Here is a 14573-nt window from a genome sequence, read left to right on the forward strand (position 1 = left end):
CGACGCGTGTGGCCGCCATCGACTGCGGGACGAACTCCATCCGACTGCTGGTCGCCGACCTGCCCGACCCGGCCGCCGGGCCGGACGCGCCGCTGGTCGACCTGAGCCGCCGGATGGAGATCGTCCGCCTCGGGCAGGGCGTCGACAAGACGGGCCGGCTCGCCCCCGAGGCGATCGAGCGGACCAGGGTGGCCCTCGCCTCGTACGCCGCCGAGATCGACACGCTCGGCGTCGACCGGGTGCGGATGTGCGCCACCTCGGCGTCCCGGGACGCCTCCAACGCCGGGGACTTCCGGGCGATGGTGGAGCGCACCCTCGGCGTCGCGCCCGAGGTGGTCACCGGCGACGAGGAGGCCCGGCTCTCCTTCACCGGCGCGGTGCGCGGCCTGCCCGCCGACGCCCTGGAGCCGTACCTGGTCATCGACATCGGCGGCGGGTCCACCGAGTTCGTGGTCGGCACCCGGGCCGGTGGCGTCGAGGCCGCGATCTCGATGGACGTCGGCTGCGTCCGGATGACCGAGCGGCACCTGCTCGGCGACCCGCCCGGCCCCGACCAGATCGCCGCCGCGCAGGCGGACATCACCGCCGCGGTGGACCGCGCGCTGGAGGCCGTGCCGGGCCGGCAGGCCGCCACGCTGGTCGGGCTCGCCGGGTCGGTCACCACCGTCGTGGCCATCGCCGAGGGCCTCACGGAGTACGAGCCGGAGCGCATCCACCACGCCCGGGTGTCGTACGGCGCGGTGGCGGAGGTGACCGCCGACCTGCTGGCGAAGACCCGCGAGCAGCGGCTGGCGATCCCGGTGATGCACCCGGGCCGGGCCGACGTGATCGGCGCGGGCGCCCTGGTGCTCCGCACGATCATGGAGCGGGCCGGCATGTCCGCGGTGGTGGCGAGCGAGCACGACATCCTCGACGGCATCGCCTGGAGTCTCCGGTAACGGGCCGGCGGGTCGGTATTCGGTGACGGGCCGGCGGGCCAGGCTGATGCCCGGCCCGCCCGGGCGGTCGACCGGTCAGGAGCAGCGACGCCCCTCGTTCAGGCAGGCCGCGATCTTGCGCATCTGCTTGTCGGAGTTGACGTTGACGAAGTCGTTGTGGTCCGAGAACGGGTTGTGGTTCTCCTCGGGGAACGAGTCCAGCGCGTACTGGCCCCGGAGCTGCACGGCGCGCGGGATGTCGTAGGCGATGCTGATCCGCAGCTGCGGGATCGCCACGAAGCCCTGCGGGCAGGCCCCGGTGGCCGGGTCGGCGAAGGCCAGGTGGGCCCGGTGGTTCTCGCTGTCGGTGTTCCGGCCGTCCCAGCAGCCGGGGAAGTCCTGCACCCGCATGACCTGACTGCCGTCGGGGCAGATCGGGTACCGGTCGGACAGCCGGTCGGCGAAGCCCGAGCAGGTCCAGGTGGCGCGGGCGTTGGCCGGGCCCCGGCTGGTGGGCTTGGCGTCGCCGGTCAGCGCCCGCAGGAACCTCGGCATCGGCGTGACCTTCGCGCCCGGGTTGCCCCGGTACTCGATCAGCACCTTCGACGGCTGCACGATCCGGCCGGTGTTGTTCGGCAGCTCCAGGTTCGGCCCCTGCGGCTCCGGCAGCGGCTTGTCCCCGCCGCCGTTGCTGCCGTTGCCGTTGTTGCCGTTGTTGCCGTTGTTGCCGTTCCCGCCGTTGTCGCCCTCGCCGTTGCCGCCCGGCTGGCCGCCCACCGGGCGCTCGTCGAGCGTGCAGGCGGCGAGCGCCTCCAGCCCCTGCGGCCGGGGCGCGGTGCGGCCGATGGCGATGGCGATCCGGTCGAGCGTGGCGACGCGCTTGGACTGCAACGGACCCACGATCGCGTTGAGCGCGAAGTTCGGGCCGCCCTGGCCCTTGGTGGTGACCAGCCGCTCGTTCGCCTCCGCGATCTGCTGGTCGAGCAGGTCGAGGTTGCGGTTGACCTCGTCGAGGGCCGACGCCGGCACCCCGGGCAGCTTGTCGCGGACGCTCGGGCACCGCACACCCGGGCTCGCGCCGCTGGCCGTCGCCGGTGCCGCGCTGTGCGTGGCGTGCAGGCCGTCGTAGCTGACCTCGCAGTCCACCAGCGACACGAGGCCACGGGGACGACTGCCGGCACCGCTCATCGTCCGGGAGATCCGCTTGATCGTCTCGGCCCGCTCGGCGCGCAGGGCGCCGAGCACGGACTGGTTGAGTCGCTGGTCGATCCGTCCCCGGCTGGCGGCCATCCGGCCGTTGGCCGACGCGAGCTGCCGGTCGAGGGCGGCCAGGTCCCGCCGTACGCTGTCGCGGGCGGACGCGGGCACCGCCGGCAGCCGGTCGGCGACCCGGGGGCAGGACACCGTCGGCTGCACCGCGCCCAGCGCCTGCGGGTCCAGGTCGGCCCGCACCGACTTGTCGATCCGGACGACCGGCCAGAAGTACGACGAGCGGTCCCCGTTGCGGCAGGTGGTCCCGGAGGCCGCCAGCACCGCGTCGGGGGTGTTGGCGTCGATCGCCAGGTTGCCGACGAAGTCGTGCAGGTGTTCCGCCCCGTTGCGGATCCCGGGCTGGGCGACGGGGTTGTCCGGGCTGAACTTGCCGTTGCGGTTGGTCCCGCAGTCCACGGTGAAGACGCCCCTGGACGCGTCCGGGCCCAGTCGCGGTGTCGGCACGTTGGCGGCGACCCGCTCGATGGGGACGAAGTCGTTGAGGTTGGCCTCCGCCGAGGCGCTGCCCCGCCCACCGCCGGAGACGAACGTGACCGTGAGCGCGCCGACCGCCCCGACGGCCGCCACCACCGCCACCACCCGGCTGCCCCGGACCCGTCTCCGCTTTCCGCTGCCCGCCATCGGGTTCCTCCGTCGTGCCGGGCACTTCGCCGTGAAGTGCCGTCCGACGGTGGGTACGGCCCTTCCGGCTCTCCCCGTTCGGCCGGGCCGCGACGCGTAATCGACAGGTAAGAAAAGGCCCGAGATCGTGCTCGATCCGGGATCGAGTGGCCTCGCCCGCGCCGGATGCCACTCGATCCGTGTTCGAGCGCGAGCTGGTGCGCGGCTCCCGTGGCCGCCTCGCTCGCCCGTGCCCGACCGGCGGGCCGGTCGCCGGCCGCCGCGCTTCTTCAGCGTTCCAGCAGGTCCTGGAGCGTGCGGCGGAGCTGATCGGCCGCACCGGGGCGGACCGGCGCGAGGAACGCGTTCTCGGCGTCCTGGTACGCGGCCTGCGCCGCGTCGAAGGTGCGCCGGCCCTGATCGGTGAGCGCGACGATGTTGCGGCGTCGGTCGGTCGGGTCCGGGCGTCGTACGACGATGCCCTTGCGTTCGAGCTCGTCGAGCAGCGCGACCATCGTCGTGCGGTCGACGCCGAGCTTCTGTGCCACCTGTAGTTGCGAGGCCGGTTCGCCGTGGGCCAGCACGCGCAGCGCCCCGAAGTCCTTGCTGTCGATCCCGAGGTGCCCCAGTGCCGCGTCCGTCAGCGCGGTGAGCCGCAGGGTCGCGTGCTTGAGGAGATAGCCGAGGAGGTCGCGCGGATCCGCGGCGGCGCTGTTGTCGGTGGACACGGTCCCATGTTACGGCTAACCTGATCGTCAGTAACACTGACGATCAGAGCTACGACAGGAGTTGTCATGATCCTCGTTACCGGAGGCGCCGGCTTCATCGGTTCCCACACCGTCCGCGCCCTCGCCGAAGCCGGCCAGGAGTGCGTCCTGCTGCAACGCCGGGCTCCCGTGGTGCCCGCCCCGCTCGCCGACCTGCCCGTGCACGCCGTGCAGGCCGACGTCGCCGACCTCGACGCCCTGCTCGCAGTCGGCAAGCGGCACCCGATCACCGGGATCGTGCACCTCGCCGTCACCCTGCCGTGGTCGGACGACGACGCCGACCCGATCGACGCGTCGGCGCGGTCGCTGGAGGGATACCTCAACATCGTTCGCGCCGCGCAGGCCTGGGGCGTGCGCCGCATCGTGGCCGCGAGCACCATTGGCGTCTACGGCTTCGCGAAGGCGGGCGCGCTCGCCGAGGACATGCCCCTGCCGATGGGTCACGTCCACGCGATCCCCACCTTCAAGAAGATCTTCGAGCTGCTCGCCGGCCACCTGTCGGCCGCCACCGGGGTCCAGATCGTCAACGCCCGGATCTCCGGCACCTGGGGGCCCGGCGGGCACCTGCCCGACCCGTTCTTCGCCGCGCCGTCCCTCGCGCACGCCGCAGCGCGGCGCGGTGAGCCCGACCTCTCCGGGCTCGTCGCGCCGCCGCACGCCGAGGACGCGCTCGACCTGCTCTACGTCAGGGACACCGGCCGCGCGCTCGCGCTCCTGCAGCTCACCGACGAGCTGCGGCACGCGACCTACAACGTGGCCTCCGGTCGCGCCACCAGCAACGCCGACGTCATCGCCGCGCTGCGGTCCGTCGAGCCCGGCTTCCGGTGCGAGCTTCCCTCGGCCGGCGACCGCCCGCAGACCTGGCTCGACATCACCCGGCTGCGCGAGGACACCGGCTTCGAACCCCGGTACGACACCGCGACCGCCGCCGCCGACTACCTCGCCTGGCTGCGCGCCGGGAACGCCCGGTGACCCCTGCCACGTGGTCGGCGCGTGTGTTGGACACCCCGCGCGCCGGCCCGCTTCCCAGGGGCGGTCGTGAGCATGGCAATCGGTAGACGTGTTCGGCCAAGTTCGAGGCTCGGGGTGCCGTTTGACGGTACTTCGTAGTGCACAGTAGTGTGCGATGCGTGGATACCACGCAGCTCCTGAAAGGCGTGCTGGATCTCGCGGTCCTCGCCGTGCTCCGGGAGGAGGACGGCTACGGCTACGACATCCTGCGCCGCCTCCGCGAAGCCGGCCTGGACGAGGTTGGCGACGCCTCCGTCTACGGCACGCTGCGGCGACTCTTCGCCGCCGGCCTGCTGACCACGTACGTCGTGCCGAGCGAGTCCGGCCCGCACCGCAAGTACTACTCGCTCAACGCCGCCGGCCGGGACCAGTTGACCCGCTCCGGCAAGCTCTGGCGCTCGTTCGCCACCACCATGGACACTCTGCTCGACGATCGGGGGATGGCAGCGTGACTGTCACGGAGCAGGAGATCGCGGACTACGTGACCCGGGTCCGGGCCGCCCTGGCGGACCTGCCGCCCCACGTCCGCGACGAGTTGACCGAGGACCTGCCGGAGCACCTCGCCGAGGTCGCCGCCGAGTCCGACGGGTCGCTGGCCGACCGGCTGGGCGCGCCCGAGGCGTACGCCATGGAACTGCGCGCGGCGGCCGGCGCGGGGGGCCCCGCCGCCGCCCGCAACCTGGACCAGCGGGCCGCCGCCGCCGTGGCCGGGGTGCGTGCCCGGCTGCGCGCGGCCGACGTCCGGGTCGGCCCGATCCTCGGGTACGCCTCGGCGAGCGAGTACCTGCGCCTGCTCCGCCCCGCCTGGTGGGTGCTGCGCGGCTACCTGGCGGCCATGCTGATCACCGTCGTCACGACGGGCGTGCCGTTCGGGCTGCTGCCCAGGCTGGGCGGGAGCACGCTGGCGGCGCTGCTGCTGCTCGGCGTCTGCGTGGTCGGGTCGGTGTGGCTGGGCAGGCGCACCCCGGCGCTGACCCGCTGGCCCCGGATCGCGCTGCGGGCCGGCACGGCGATCCTCGCCATCTTCGCGTTCGTCGGCTTCGTCGACGCGGACGACCGGCTGGGCTGGAACGAGTCCGGCTACGAGTCCACGTCGGTGGAGTCGCCGTACGTCAGCGACGTCTACGTCTACGACCGCGAGGGCCGCCTCGTCGAGGATGCCCGGCTGTTCGACCAGAACGGCAACCCGATCCGGATCGGCTACCCGGAGTGCGAGCGTGCGGGGCTGCCGGAGTCGGGACGGGCGCTGCCCGTCTACCCGTACTGCCCGGAGAACGCGCCCTTCCAGGCCGGGCCGGTCGGGGCGCGCCCGGCGCCCGCGCCGCCCCTCGCCCCGCCGCTGACCACGACCCCGACCGACGGCCCGACGCCCGAGCCGCAGGCCCCGACGCCGACCGGCGGCGCGCCGGTGGCATCACCCACCGCGACGCCGCCCGGCGGCGCGACCGAAGGGCAGTCGGCCCCGACGCCGACCGACGGCGCGACCGCTGGGCGGTCCGCCCCGACGCCGCCCGGCGAGCCGGCCGGGCGGGCTCCGGCTCCGGCGCCGCCCGGCGGGGCCACGCTCGGGCCGCTGCCGACCGCCGCACCCACCTCGACGCCCTCCCGCTGACCGCCCGCCCGCCGTCGACTGCTCCAACGTGCGGGGCGTTAGGAAGGGGCCCTTCCTATACAGAAAGCGTTAACAGGGTGCCCTTCCTTACAAATGGCTGAACGGACGAGTCGCGCGGGACCACGTTCTCCGATCTTGGTCGCTACGGTGTCGTCTGCTCGTCCATCCCCTCGGAAGGAACTCCCGTGCCAGAGCCGGTCGCCCAGCACCCCGCCGCGCCGCCCGAGGACGCGCCGCGCCCCGCCGACCCACCCGCGGCCCGGGAGTCCGAGCAGCCCGAGTCCGAGCAGCCCGAGTCCGGGCAGCCCGGGAACGGCCCGGCGGTGACCGAAGCCGCGCAGGTCAAGGCCGAGAGCGCGCAGGTCAAGGGTGAGACCGGGCAGGGCGGGCGCGCGGACGAGCCCGGCGCGGGCGCGGCGGAGCCGCAGGACGGGCAGGACGGGCAGGACGGGCAGGCCGAGGGCGGCCAGGTCGAGCCGAGGCGGTCCGTGGTCCGCAAGGTGGTCGGCGTGGTCGCCGCGCTGCTCGCCGTCGGGGTGGTGGCGGCGCTGAAGTTCGGCCTCGGCGGTGCCGTGGCCGCCGCCCTCGACGAGGACGCGACCGCGAAGGCGAAGACCGGTGACTGCCTCGCCGAGCTGCCGGACGTGGCCGAGGGTGAGCGCAAGGACGCCCGCGGCGCGGAGGTGGTGGCCTGCACGTCGACGGAGGCGGTGTACACGGTGGTCGGTCGCCTCGACGGACAGACCGAGGCGCAGGCGCGGACGGGCGAGGCGTGCGAGCCGTTCCTCCAGCCCGGGCAGGCGGGTTACTTCTTCTACAACATCAAGCCGGGCAGCACCGGCTACCTGCTCTGCCTCACCCGCAAGGCGGCCTGACCCGGGCGACCGGCAACGAAACAGGAGGTGAACGCCACTGCTCGGGCGTCTTCCGGCGGCGGTCGTGGCGTGGCAGGCTCACGGCACGTAGGAACACCCTGCGACCAGCCAACGATGACTGACCGCGAGGAGGACGGGCCGATGGGCGAGATGGTGAGCTTCGTCAGCAACGGCGGGACGAGCGAGGGGTATCTCGCGATACCCTCCGGCGGTGCGGCCAACCCGGCGGTCATCGTGATCCAGGAGTGGTGGGGCCTCGTGCCCCACATCCGGTCGGTGGCGGACCGGTTCGCCGAGGCCGGGTTCGTGGCGCTCGCCCCGGACTTCTACCACGGCGAGTCGACCGGCGAGCCGGACGAGGCCCGGCGGCTGCTGATGGGCCTTCAGATGGACGAGGCGGCGAAGGACATCGCCGGCGCGGCGGAATACCTGGCGGCGCGGCCCGAGGTGGCGGGCAAGGTCGGTTGCGTCGGCTTCTGCGCGGGCGGCAGCCTGGCCCTGTGGTCGGCGACGCTGTCGGAGCGGATCGTCGCCACGGCCGGCTTCTACCCGATGCTGCCGTGGGAGAAGATGCGCCCCGAGTGGGCCGACTACGCGGGCAAGTCGGCGATCATCCACTGCTCTGAGGAGGACGGCACCTCGGCCGCGCCGGGCGTGCAGACGGCCCGTGCCGCGATCGAGGCGGCCGGCGGCACCTGCACCCTCTACGACTACCCGGGCAGCCGGCACGCGTTCTTCAACGACGACCGGCCGGAGGCGTTCGACCAGCGCGCCTCGGCAAGCGCCTGGGCCCGCACCCTCGAACTGTTCCGGGCGAAGCTTGGCTGAGGCCCGTACCCCCGACGAGGTGGTCGCCCGCGCCGCGCGGGCGACCGACCTGGTCGACCTCGACGGCGCGGTCGCCGACTGCTTCGCCTGCCCGCGCCTCGTCGCCTGGCGGGAGGAGGTCGCCCGCACGCGGCGGGCGGCCTTCCGCGACCAGACCTACTGGGGGCGGCCGGTGCCCGGCTTCGGCGTCGCCGACGCCCGGATCGGCATCCTCGGCCTGGCCCCCGCCGCGCACGGCGGCAACCGCACCGGGCGCATCTTCACCGGCGACCGCTCCGGCGACGTGCTCTTCGCCGCCCTGCACCGCGCCGGCCTGGCCAACCAGCCGACGAGCGTCGCCGCCGACGACGGCCTCGCGCTGCGCGACACCCGGATCTTCGCCGCCGTGCGCTGCGCGCCGCCGGACAACAAGCCCACCCCGGCGGAGCGGGACACCTGCGCGCCCTGGCTGCGCCGGGAGGTCGCGCTGATCCGGCCCACGCTGCGCGTCGTGGTCGCGCTGGGCGCTTTCGCCTGGGCCGCGTGGTGGCCGACGCTGCGCGAGGTGTACGGCGTGCGCCCGCCCAGCCCGCGACCGGCGTTCGGCCATGGGGCACACTGGTCCGGCACGGCCGCACCGGCGCTGCTGGGGTGTTACCACGTCAGCCAGCAGAACACGTTCACCGGGCGGCTGACACCGGGGATGCTGGACGACGTGTTCGCCCGGGCGAAGCAACTGGCCGGAGTGGACTGACGGGCGTGGGGCGGTGCCGATGGACCTCAGCGTGCTGCGCAGGTGGTGGCCGATCGTCGCGGTGACGGCCCTGCTCGCCGCCGCCGCGGTGGCCGCCGGCCACTCGTCGCTCGGCGCGAGCCGCATCCCGCCCGCCGCCGACAACATCCCGTACGTGCCGGAGTACCCGACCGCGCAGCCGCCGCCGTCGATCCCGGTGGAGCCGCGCGACGCCGGGGAGGCCACCCGCGCGCACATCCCCGAGTGGCTGGGCACCGTCGCGGTGGCGCTGCTCGGTCTGGCGATCGCCGTCGCCCTCGGCTACGTGGGCTGGACGCTGCTGCGCGGGGTGGCCCGCCGCACCAGCCGGGCGCTGCCGGCGGACCGGGCGCGGCGCACCGCCGAGGGCACCGCCCGCGAGGTGGTGGCCGCGCTCGACGCCGGCCTGGTCGAGCTGGACGACGCCGACGTCGACCCGCGCACCGCCGTGATCGCCTGCTGGGTGCGGCTGGAGGAGGCCGCCGAGGCGGCCGGGGTGGCCCGGCACACCGGCGACACCCCCACCGACCTGGTGACCCGCCTGCTGCGCGGCGACCCCGACGCGGGGGTGCCGGCGATCGCCAGCGCCGACGTGCTGGCCGAGTTCGCCCACGTCTACCGGGAGGCCCGGTACGCTACCCGGCCGGTCGGCGAGCGCACCCGCGACCAGGCCCGGGCCGCGCTGCGCCGGCTGCGCGGCGAGCTGACGGCGGTAGCGGCCGGGACGGCCGTGGCGACCGGGGCCGCCGGAGCGGGTGCAGTCGCCGGGGGCCCGGCGTGAGCACCAGCATCGACGACCTGCTCGGCTCCGCCGAGGAGGAGCAGCCCGCGCAGGAGCGGCCCGCCCGGGGCGGCCGGGTCGGCGGCGTGCTGAAGACCCTCCTGGTGGCCGGGGCGCTGACCGCCGTGGTGGTGGCCGGGCTGCGGGCCGTCGGGTTGCAGCTCTCGCTGTGGGTGGTCGTCGCCGGGGTCCTCGCCCTGCTCGCCGTGCGCCGGGTCACCGCCGCGCTGGCCCCGCCGCCACCGCCCCGGTCGGGGGCCCGCATCCCGGCGGGGGAGGAGGACGGCCACTACCACTGGGCCGCCCGGGACGCGCTGCGCGCCGCGATCAACGGCTGGGAACGGCCACTGGACTGGTCGGCGGGCAACCCGGAGCGGTTCGCCGAGCGGATCCTGCCCCGCCTCGGCGAGCTGGCCGACGAGCGGCTGCGCCAGCGGCACGGCGTGACCCGCGAGTCCGACCCGGCCCGCGCCCGCGCCCTGCTGGGCGACCGGCTCTCGACGTTCCTGGACACCCCGCCCCGCCGCACCCCGTCGCCGCGCGACCTCGTGGCGATCGTCGCCGAACTGGAGAAGATCTGATGAAGGACGTGGACCGGACCGTGCCCGCCGCCGAGGTCGGCCGCCTGGCCCGGGCGGTGCTGGACGCGGTCGGCTCGGTGGTGGTGGGCAAGCGGGAGGCCCTGGAGCTGGTCCTCGCCGGCATCCTGGCCGGCGGCCACGTGCTGCTGGAGGACCTGCCCGGCCTGGGCAAGACGCTGACGGCCCGGTCCTTCGCCCAGGCCCTCGGGCTGGACTTCCGCCGCCTCCAGTTCACCCCCGACCTGCTTCCCGCCGACGTCACCGGCTCCTTCCTCTACGACCAGCGCAGCGGCGACTTCTCCTTCCGCGCCGGCCCGGTCTTCACCAACCTGCTGCTCGCCGACGAGATCAACCGGACGCCCCCGAAGACCCAGTCGGCGCTGCTGGAGGCGATGCAGGAGAAGCAGGTGTCGGTGGAGGGCGTGACCTACCGGCTCGACGAGCCGTTCCACGTCCTGGCCACCGCGAACCCGATCGAGTACGAGGGGACGTACCCGCTGCCGGAGGCGCAGCTCGACCGGTTCCTGCTGCGGGTGTCGTTCGGCTACCCGGACGGCGAGGAGGAGTGGGAGGTGCTGCGCCGGCGGATGGGCCGCCGTCGCGAGGAGGCCGAGATCACCCCGGTCGTCGACGCCGCCACCCTGCGGGCCATGCAGGTCGCGCTGGAGGACGTGGTGGTGGAGGACTCCATCGGCCGCTACATCGTGGCGCTCACCGCCGCCACCCGGGAGCACCCGTCGGTGCTGGTCGGGGCGTCGCCGCGCGGCTCGCTGGCGCTGCTGCTGCTGGCCCGCGCGCGGGCGGTCTTCGCCGGACGGGACTACGTGGTGCCCGAGGACGTCAAGGAGGTGGCCGCGCCGGCCCTGGCGCACCGGATCACGCTGCGCCCGGAGATGTGGCTGCGCCGCGTCGACCCGTCCTTCGTGGTCGGGGAGGTGCTCGACCAGACCCCGGCCCCGGCCAGCGGGGCGCTGCCGAGCTACGCCGCCGGCCGGCCGGGGCGCTGACGGCCGTGTCCACCCCCGAGGGGCCGCAGGCGGCGGGCTGGGCGCCCACCCGGGCGCTGGGCCGGGCGGTGCTGCTGGCGGGCCTGCTGCTGATCGCCGGGGTGCTGCTCGGCCGGGTCGACCTGGTCGTGCTGGCCGTGCCGTTCGCGCTCGGCACCGCGTACGCGCTGCGCCGCCGGCCCACGGCGGGCCCGCAGTTGTGGATCACCGCGGACGACGGGCAACTCGTCGAGGGCGGCGAGTTCACCGGCACGGTCAGCGTCGGCAACCCGGACACGGTCGGCTACGACGTGGCGGTGGTGCGCACCCGGGTCTCGCCGTGGCTGCTGGTGGAGCGGGCCGGCGTCGGCGGGGCCCGGGTCGACCTGTCCCGCAGCGGCGTGGACCGGCCCTTCGTGACCGTCGTCGACCCGGGCACGGCCGTCGACCTGGAGCTGGCCGGGAAGGCCCGGCGCTGGGGCCGGCACCCGATCGGCCCGGCCGGGGCGAGGGTCGCCGCCGCCGGGGGGATGCTGGTCTCCCGGGCCGCGATCACCGAGCCGGTCCGGTTCCGGGTGTACCCGAGGACGGAGCCGTTCGAGGCGGTGGAGGCGATGCCCCGCGCCGCCGGCCTGGTCGGCGCGCACCACTCCCGCCGGCCCGGCGAGGGCGGCGAGCTGGCCGGGGTGCGGGTCTTCGGCCCCGGCGACCGGCTGCGCCGCGTCGACTGGCGGGTGTCGCTGCGGGCCCGGCAGCTGCACGTGGCCGCCACCCTGTCGGACCGGGACGCCGAGGTGGTCGTCCTGCTCGACGTCCTCGCCGAGGCGGGCCGCTCCGGCGGCGTCGGCGGGGCCGCGTCGGTGCTGGACACCACCGTGCGGGCCGCCGCCGCGATCGGCGAGCACTACCTGCACCGGGGCGACCGGGTGGCGCTGCTGGAGTACGGCCCGGCGGCCCGCCGGCTGCGCCCCGCCACCGGCCGCCGGCAATACCTCACGCTGCTGGAGTGGCTGCTCGACGTGCGCGCCGAGGCGTCGCCGCACGAGCCGTACGACCAGGTCTTCGGGCCGCAGATCCTCTCCTCGGACGCGCTGGTGGTGGTGCTCACCCCGCTGCTGGACGAGCGGTCCGCCCAGATGCTGGCCCGGATGGCCCGGTCCGGGCGGTTCGTGGTGGCGGTGGACACGCTCCCGGACGACCTGCCGCCGCCGGGCCGGCAGGGCTGGTCCGAGGTGGCGTTCCGGCTGTGGCGGATCGACCGGGACACCATGATCGGCCAGCTCCGCGAGCACGGCGTGCCGGTGGTCCGCTGGGCGGGCGCGGGCAGCCTCGACCAGGTGCTGCGCGACGTGGCCCGGCTCGCCACCGCCCCGCGGGTGGGTGGCCGGTGAGCGGGGCAGGGCGGCCGGTGGACGGGGCAGCCCGGCGGACGGGTGAGGAAGGGCGGTGCCGGTGAACCCGGTCGAGGTGGTGACCGAACGCGCCCGGGCGGCCCGCTCGGCGGTCAACCGGGTCAGCGCGGCCCCGCTGCTGGTGCGCGCCGGGATCTTCGGCGCGACCCTGGCGGGACTGCTGCTGGCGTACCCGGCGCAGGTCCTCACCGGCCGTCCGCTGGCCGCCCTCGCGCTGGTGGCGCTGCTGCCGGCGGTCGGGCCGCGCCGGATCTGGCCGACGTTCGCCGCCCTCGTCGCGGTCGGCGGCTGGCTGCTGGCCACCGAGGGGTACGACCGGCCGGTCGCGCTGTGGCGGCTGCTCGCCGTGGCGGTGGCCCTCTACCTCGCGCACTCGCTGGCCGCGCTGGCGGCGTTGCTGCCGTACGACGCGGTGGTGGATCCGGAGCTGGTCGTGCGCTGGCTCACCCGGGCCGGCGGGGTGCTGCTCGGCTCGGCGGTGCTCGGGGTGCTCCTCGTCCGGGTCGCCGATGCCGGGCCCGACCGGGGTCACCTCGGCGTGACGGTCGCCGGGTTGCTGGTGGCGGTGGCGGTGAGCGCGTTGCTGGGGTGGCTGCTGCGTCGCAAATGACGGAACGGCAATGCACGTCATGCAGCTCACAGGTGTTGTGCTCCGTCACAAAGGGGGGTCTCGGCAGGGGTTAGCGGGGCCGGCGGGGGAAAGATGGTAGGCGTGAATCCGAAGCGGATCCTTGTCGTCGGTGCCGGGCACGTCGGTCTCTACGCCGCCCTTCGCCTGTCGAAGAAGCTCTCCTCGCGGGAGGCGGAGGTCGTCGTCGTCGACCCGCAGCCGCACATGACGTACCAGCCGTTCCTCCCGGAGGCGGCGGCCGGCAACATCTCCCCCCGGCACTCCGTGGTGCCGCTGCGGCGGGAGTTGCGGCGGTGCAAGGTGGTGGCCGGCACGGTCACCCGGATCGAGCACGACCGCAAGGTCGCCACGGTGCAGCCGATCAGCGGCCCGACCCGGGAGATCCCCTACGACCACGTCGTGGTGGCCCCCGGCTCGGTCTCCCGCACGCTGCCGATCCCCGGCCTGCACGAGCACGGCATCGGGTTCAAGACCATCGGCGAGGCCATCTACCTGCGCAACCACGTGCTCGACCGGCTCGACGTGGCGGCGGCCACGCAGGACGCGCAGGTGCGCCGCAGCGCCCTGACGTTCACCTTCGTCGGCGGCGGGTACGCGGGCATCGAGGCCCTGGCCGAGATGGAGGACATGGCCCGCGACGCGCTGCGCTACTACCCGGAGCTGGAGCCGGAGGACATGCGCTGGGTGCTGGTCGAGGCGACCCAGCGGGTGCTGCCCGAGGTCGACCGGGACATGGGCGCGTACACGGTGCAGCAGCTGCTCAAGCGGAACATGGACATCCGGCTGGACACCCGCCTGGAGTCCTGCGTCGACGGGGTGGTGAAGCTCTCCGACGGCGACAGCTTCCGCTCCGACACGATCGTCTGGACGGCCGGCGTCAAGCCGTCGCCGATGCTGGACGCCACCGACTTCCCGCGCGACGAGCGTCGCCGCGTCACCTGCCTGCCGACCCTCCAAATCGTCGACGGCGACCGGGTGGTCGAGGGCGCGTGGAGCGCCGGCGACTGCGCGGCGGTGCCGGACCTGACCAAGGAGCCGGGCAACTTCTGCTCGCCCAGCGCCCAGCACGCGGTGCGCCAGGCCGCCCGGATGGCCGACAACATCGCCAACGTGATCCGGGGCCGTCAGCCGGTGGACTACAAGCACAAGCACGCGGGCAGCGTGGCCAGCCTCGGCCTGCACAAGGGTGTCGCCCAGGTCTACGGCATCAAGATGACCGGCTGGCCGGCGTGGTTCATGCACCGGACGTACCACATGTCGCGGATCCCGTCGTTCAACCGCAAGGTCCGGGTCGTGGTCGACTGGTCGCTGGCGTTCTTCCTCAAGCGCGAGGTGGTCGCGCTCGGCCAGCTGCACGACCCGCGTGAGGAGTTCGCCGAGGCGTCCCAGCCGCGCGGCTGAGGTGTGACCAAGGGCACACTTTAATGCTGCATCGGCGGGGGTCGATTCCGTCTCTTGGCGGGGTCGGCCCCACCTGGGGTGACGCCGCTCACTCCCGCCGCCCGTCCGCTACCCGACAGCCACTCTCCGTGCCGGCGTCCTTGACGGC

The 14573-nt window shown here is 74.7% G+C and carries 15 protein-coding genes; 13 read left to right on the forward strand and 2 right to left on the reverse strand.

Features of this window, described 5'->3' with window-relative positions:
• Nucleotides 1-8: 8 nt before the first annotated feature.
• Entirely contained in the window at nt 9-938 is a 930-nt protein-coding gene (locus tag O7633_RS25155) for a Ppx/GppA phosphatase family protein (RefSeq protein ID WP_282328640.1), read from the forward strand.
• Between the two features lie 75 nt (nt 939-1013).
• Here the strand turns inward: O7633_RS25155 and O7633_RS25160 are convergent, their stop codons facing one another.
• Together O7633_RS25160 and O7633_RS25165 are read right to left on the reverse strand one after the other, a co-directional pair.
• Entirely contained in the window at nt 1014-2810 is a 1797-nt protein-coding gene (locus O7633_RS25160) for a DUF1996 domain-containing protein (RefSeq protein WP_282324138.1), read from the reverse strand.
• Nucleotides 2811-3079: 269 nt separating this feature from the next.
• Nucleotides 3080-3517 (reverse strand): MarR family winged helix-turn-helix transcriptional regulator, encoded by a 438-nt coding sequence (locus O7633_RS25165; protein ID WP_282324139.1) that lies wholly within the window; start codon nt 3515-3517, stop codon nt 3080-3082.
• A 66-nt stretch (nt 3518-3583) separates the two neighbouring features.
• On the opposite strand from O7633_RS25165, the gene O7633_RS25170 reads away from it, so the two are divergent.
• From O7633_RS25170 to O7633_RS25225, 12 genes are all read left to right on the forward strand, one after another.
• Nucleotides 3584-4528, forward strand: coding sequence for an NAD(P)-dependent oxidoreductase (locus O7633_RS25170; protein ID WP_282324140.1), 945 nt, complete (start codon nt 3584-3586; stop codon nt 4526-4528).
• A gap of 158 nt (nt 4529-4686) precedes the next feature.
• On the forward strand, nt 4687-5019 hold the full coding sequence (locus O7633_RS25175) for a PadR family transcriptional regulator (protein ID WP_036374274.1): 333 nt from the start codon (nt 4687-4689) through the stop codon (nt 5017-5019).
• Nucleotides 5016-6179 (forward strand): hypothetical protein, encoded by a 1164-nt coding sequence (locus O7633_RS25180; protein ID WP_282324142.1) that lies wholly within the window; start codon nt 5016-5018, stop codon nt 6177-6179. Before O7633_RS25175 ends, O7633_RS25180 begins: the two co-directional genes overlap by 4 nt.
• A gap of 185 nt (nt 6180-6364) precedes the next feature.
• A complete protein-coding gene (locus O7633_RS25185; protein WP_282324143.1) occupies nt 6365-7054 on the forward strand; it encodes a hypothetical protein in 690 nt (229 codons plus the stop codon).
• Between the two features lie 141 nt (nt 7055-7195).
• Nucleotides 7196-7882 carry a dienelactone hydrolase family protein gene (locus O7633_RS25190; protein ID WP_074476660.1) on the forward strand — a complete coding sequence of 229 codons (687 nt, stop codon included), beginning with the start codon at nt 7196-7198 and terminating at the stop codon, nt 7880-7882.
• The gene (locus O7633_RS25195; protein ID WP_311774372.1) at nt 7875-8615 is read left to right on the forward strand and encodes a uracil-DNA glycosylase; all 741 of its coding nucleotides are present in this window, start codon (nt 7875-7877) and stop codon (nt 8613-8615) included. Before O7633_RS25190 ends, O7633_RS25195 begins: the two co-directional genes overlap by 8 nt.
• Before the next feature lie 19 nt (nt 8616-8634).
• The gene (locus tag O7633_RS25200; protein WP_282324144.1) at nt 8635-9414 is read left to right on the forward strand and encodes a DUF4129 domain-containing protein; all 780 of its coding nucleotides are present in this window, start codon (nt 8635-8637) and stop codon (nt 9412-9414) included.
• Nucleotides 9411-9995 carry a hypothetical protein gene (locus tag O7633_RS25205; RefSeq protein ID WP_178063409.1) on the forward strand — a complete coding sequence of 195 codons (585 nt, stop codon included), beginning with the start codon at nt 9411-9413 and terminating at the stop codon, nt 9993-9995. Before O7633_RS25200 ends, O7633_RS25205 begins: the two co-directional genes overlap by 4 nt.
• Nucleotides 9995-11002, forward strand: a complete 1008-nt coding sequence (locus tag O7633_RS25210) for a MoxR family ATPase (RefSeq protein WP_282324145.1) — start codon at nt 9995-9997, stop codon at nt 11000-11002. The genes O7633_RS25205 and O7633_RS25210 overlap by 1 nt, the downstream gene beginning before the upstream one ends.
• On the forward strand, nt 10999-12372 hold the full coding sequence (locus O7633_RS25215; RefSeq protein WP_282328641.1) for a DUF58 domain-containing protein: 1374 nt from the start codon (nt 10999-11001) through the stop codon (nt 12370-12372). Before O7633_RS25210 ends, O7633_RS25215 begins: the two co-directional genes overlap by 4 nt.
• 61 nt (nt 12373-12433) lie before the next feature.
• Nucleotides 12434-13003 (forward strand): hypothetical protein, encoded by a 570-nt coding sequence (locus tag O7633_RS25220; RefSeq protein ID WP_282328642.1) that lies wholly within the window; start codon nt 12434-12436, stop codon nt 13001-13003.
• Between the two features lie 102 nt (nt 13004-13105).
• Nucleotides 13106-14425 carry an NAD(P)/FAD-dependent oxidoreductase gene (locus O7633_RS25225; protein ID WP_282324146.1) on the forward strand — a complete coding sequence of 440 codons (1320 nt, stop codon included), beginning with the start codon at nt 13106-13108 and terminating at the stop codon, nt 14423-14425.
• Nucleotides 14426-14573: the final 148 nt, after the last annotated feature.

Source organism: Micromonospora sp. WMMD712 (assembly GCF_029581295.1).
GTDB classification, from domain to species: Bacteria; Actinomycetota; Actinomycetes; order Mycobacteriales; family Micromonosporaceae; genus Micromonospora; species Micromonospora carbonacea.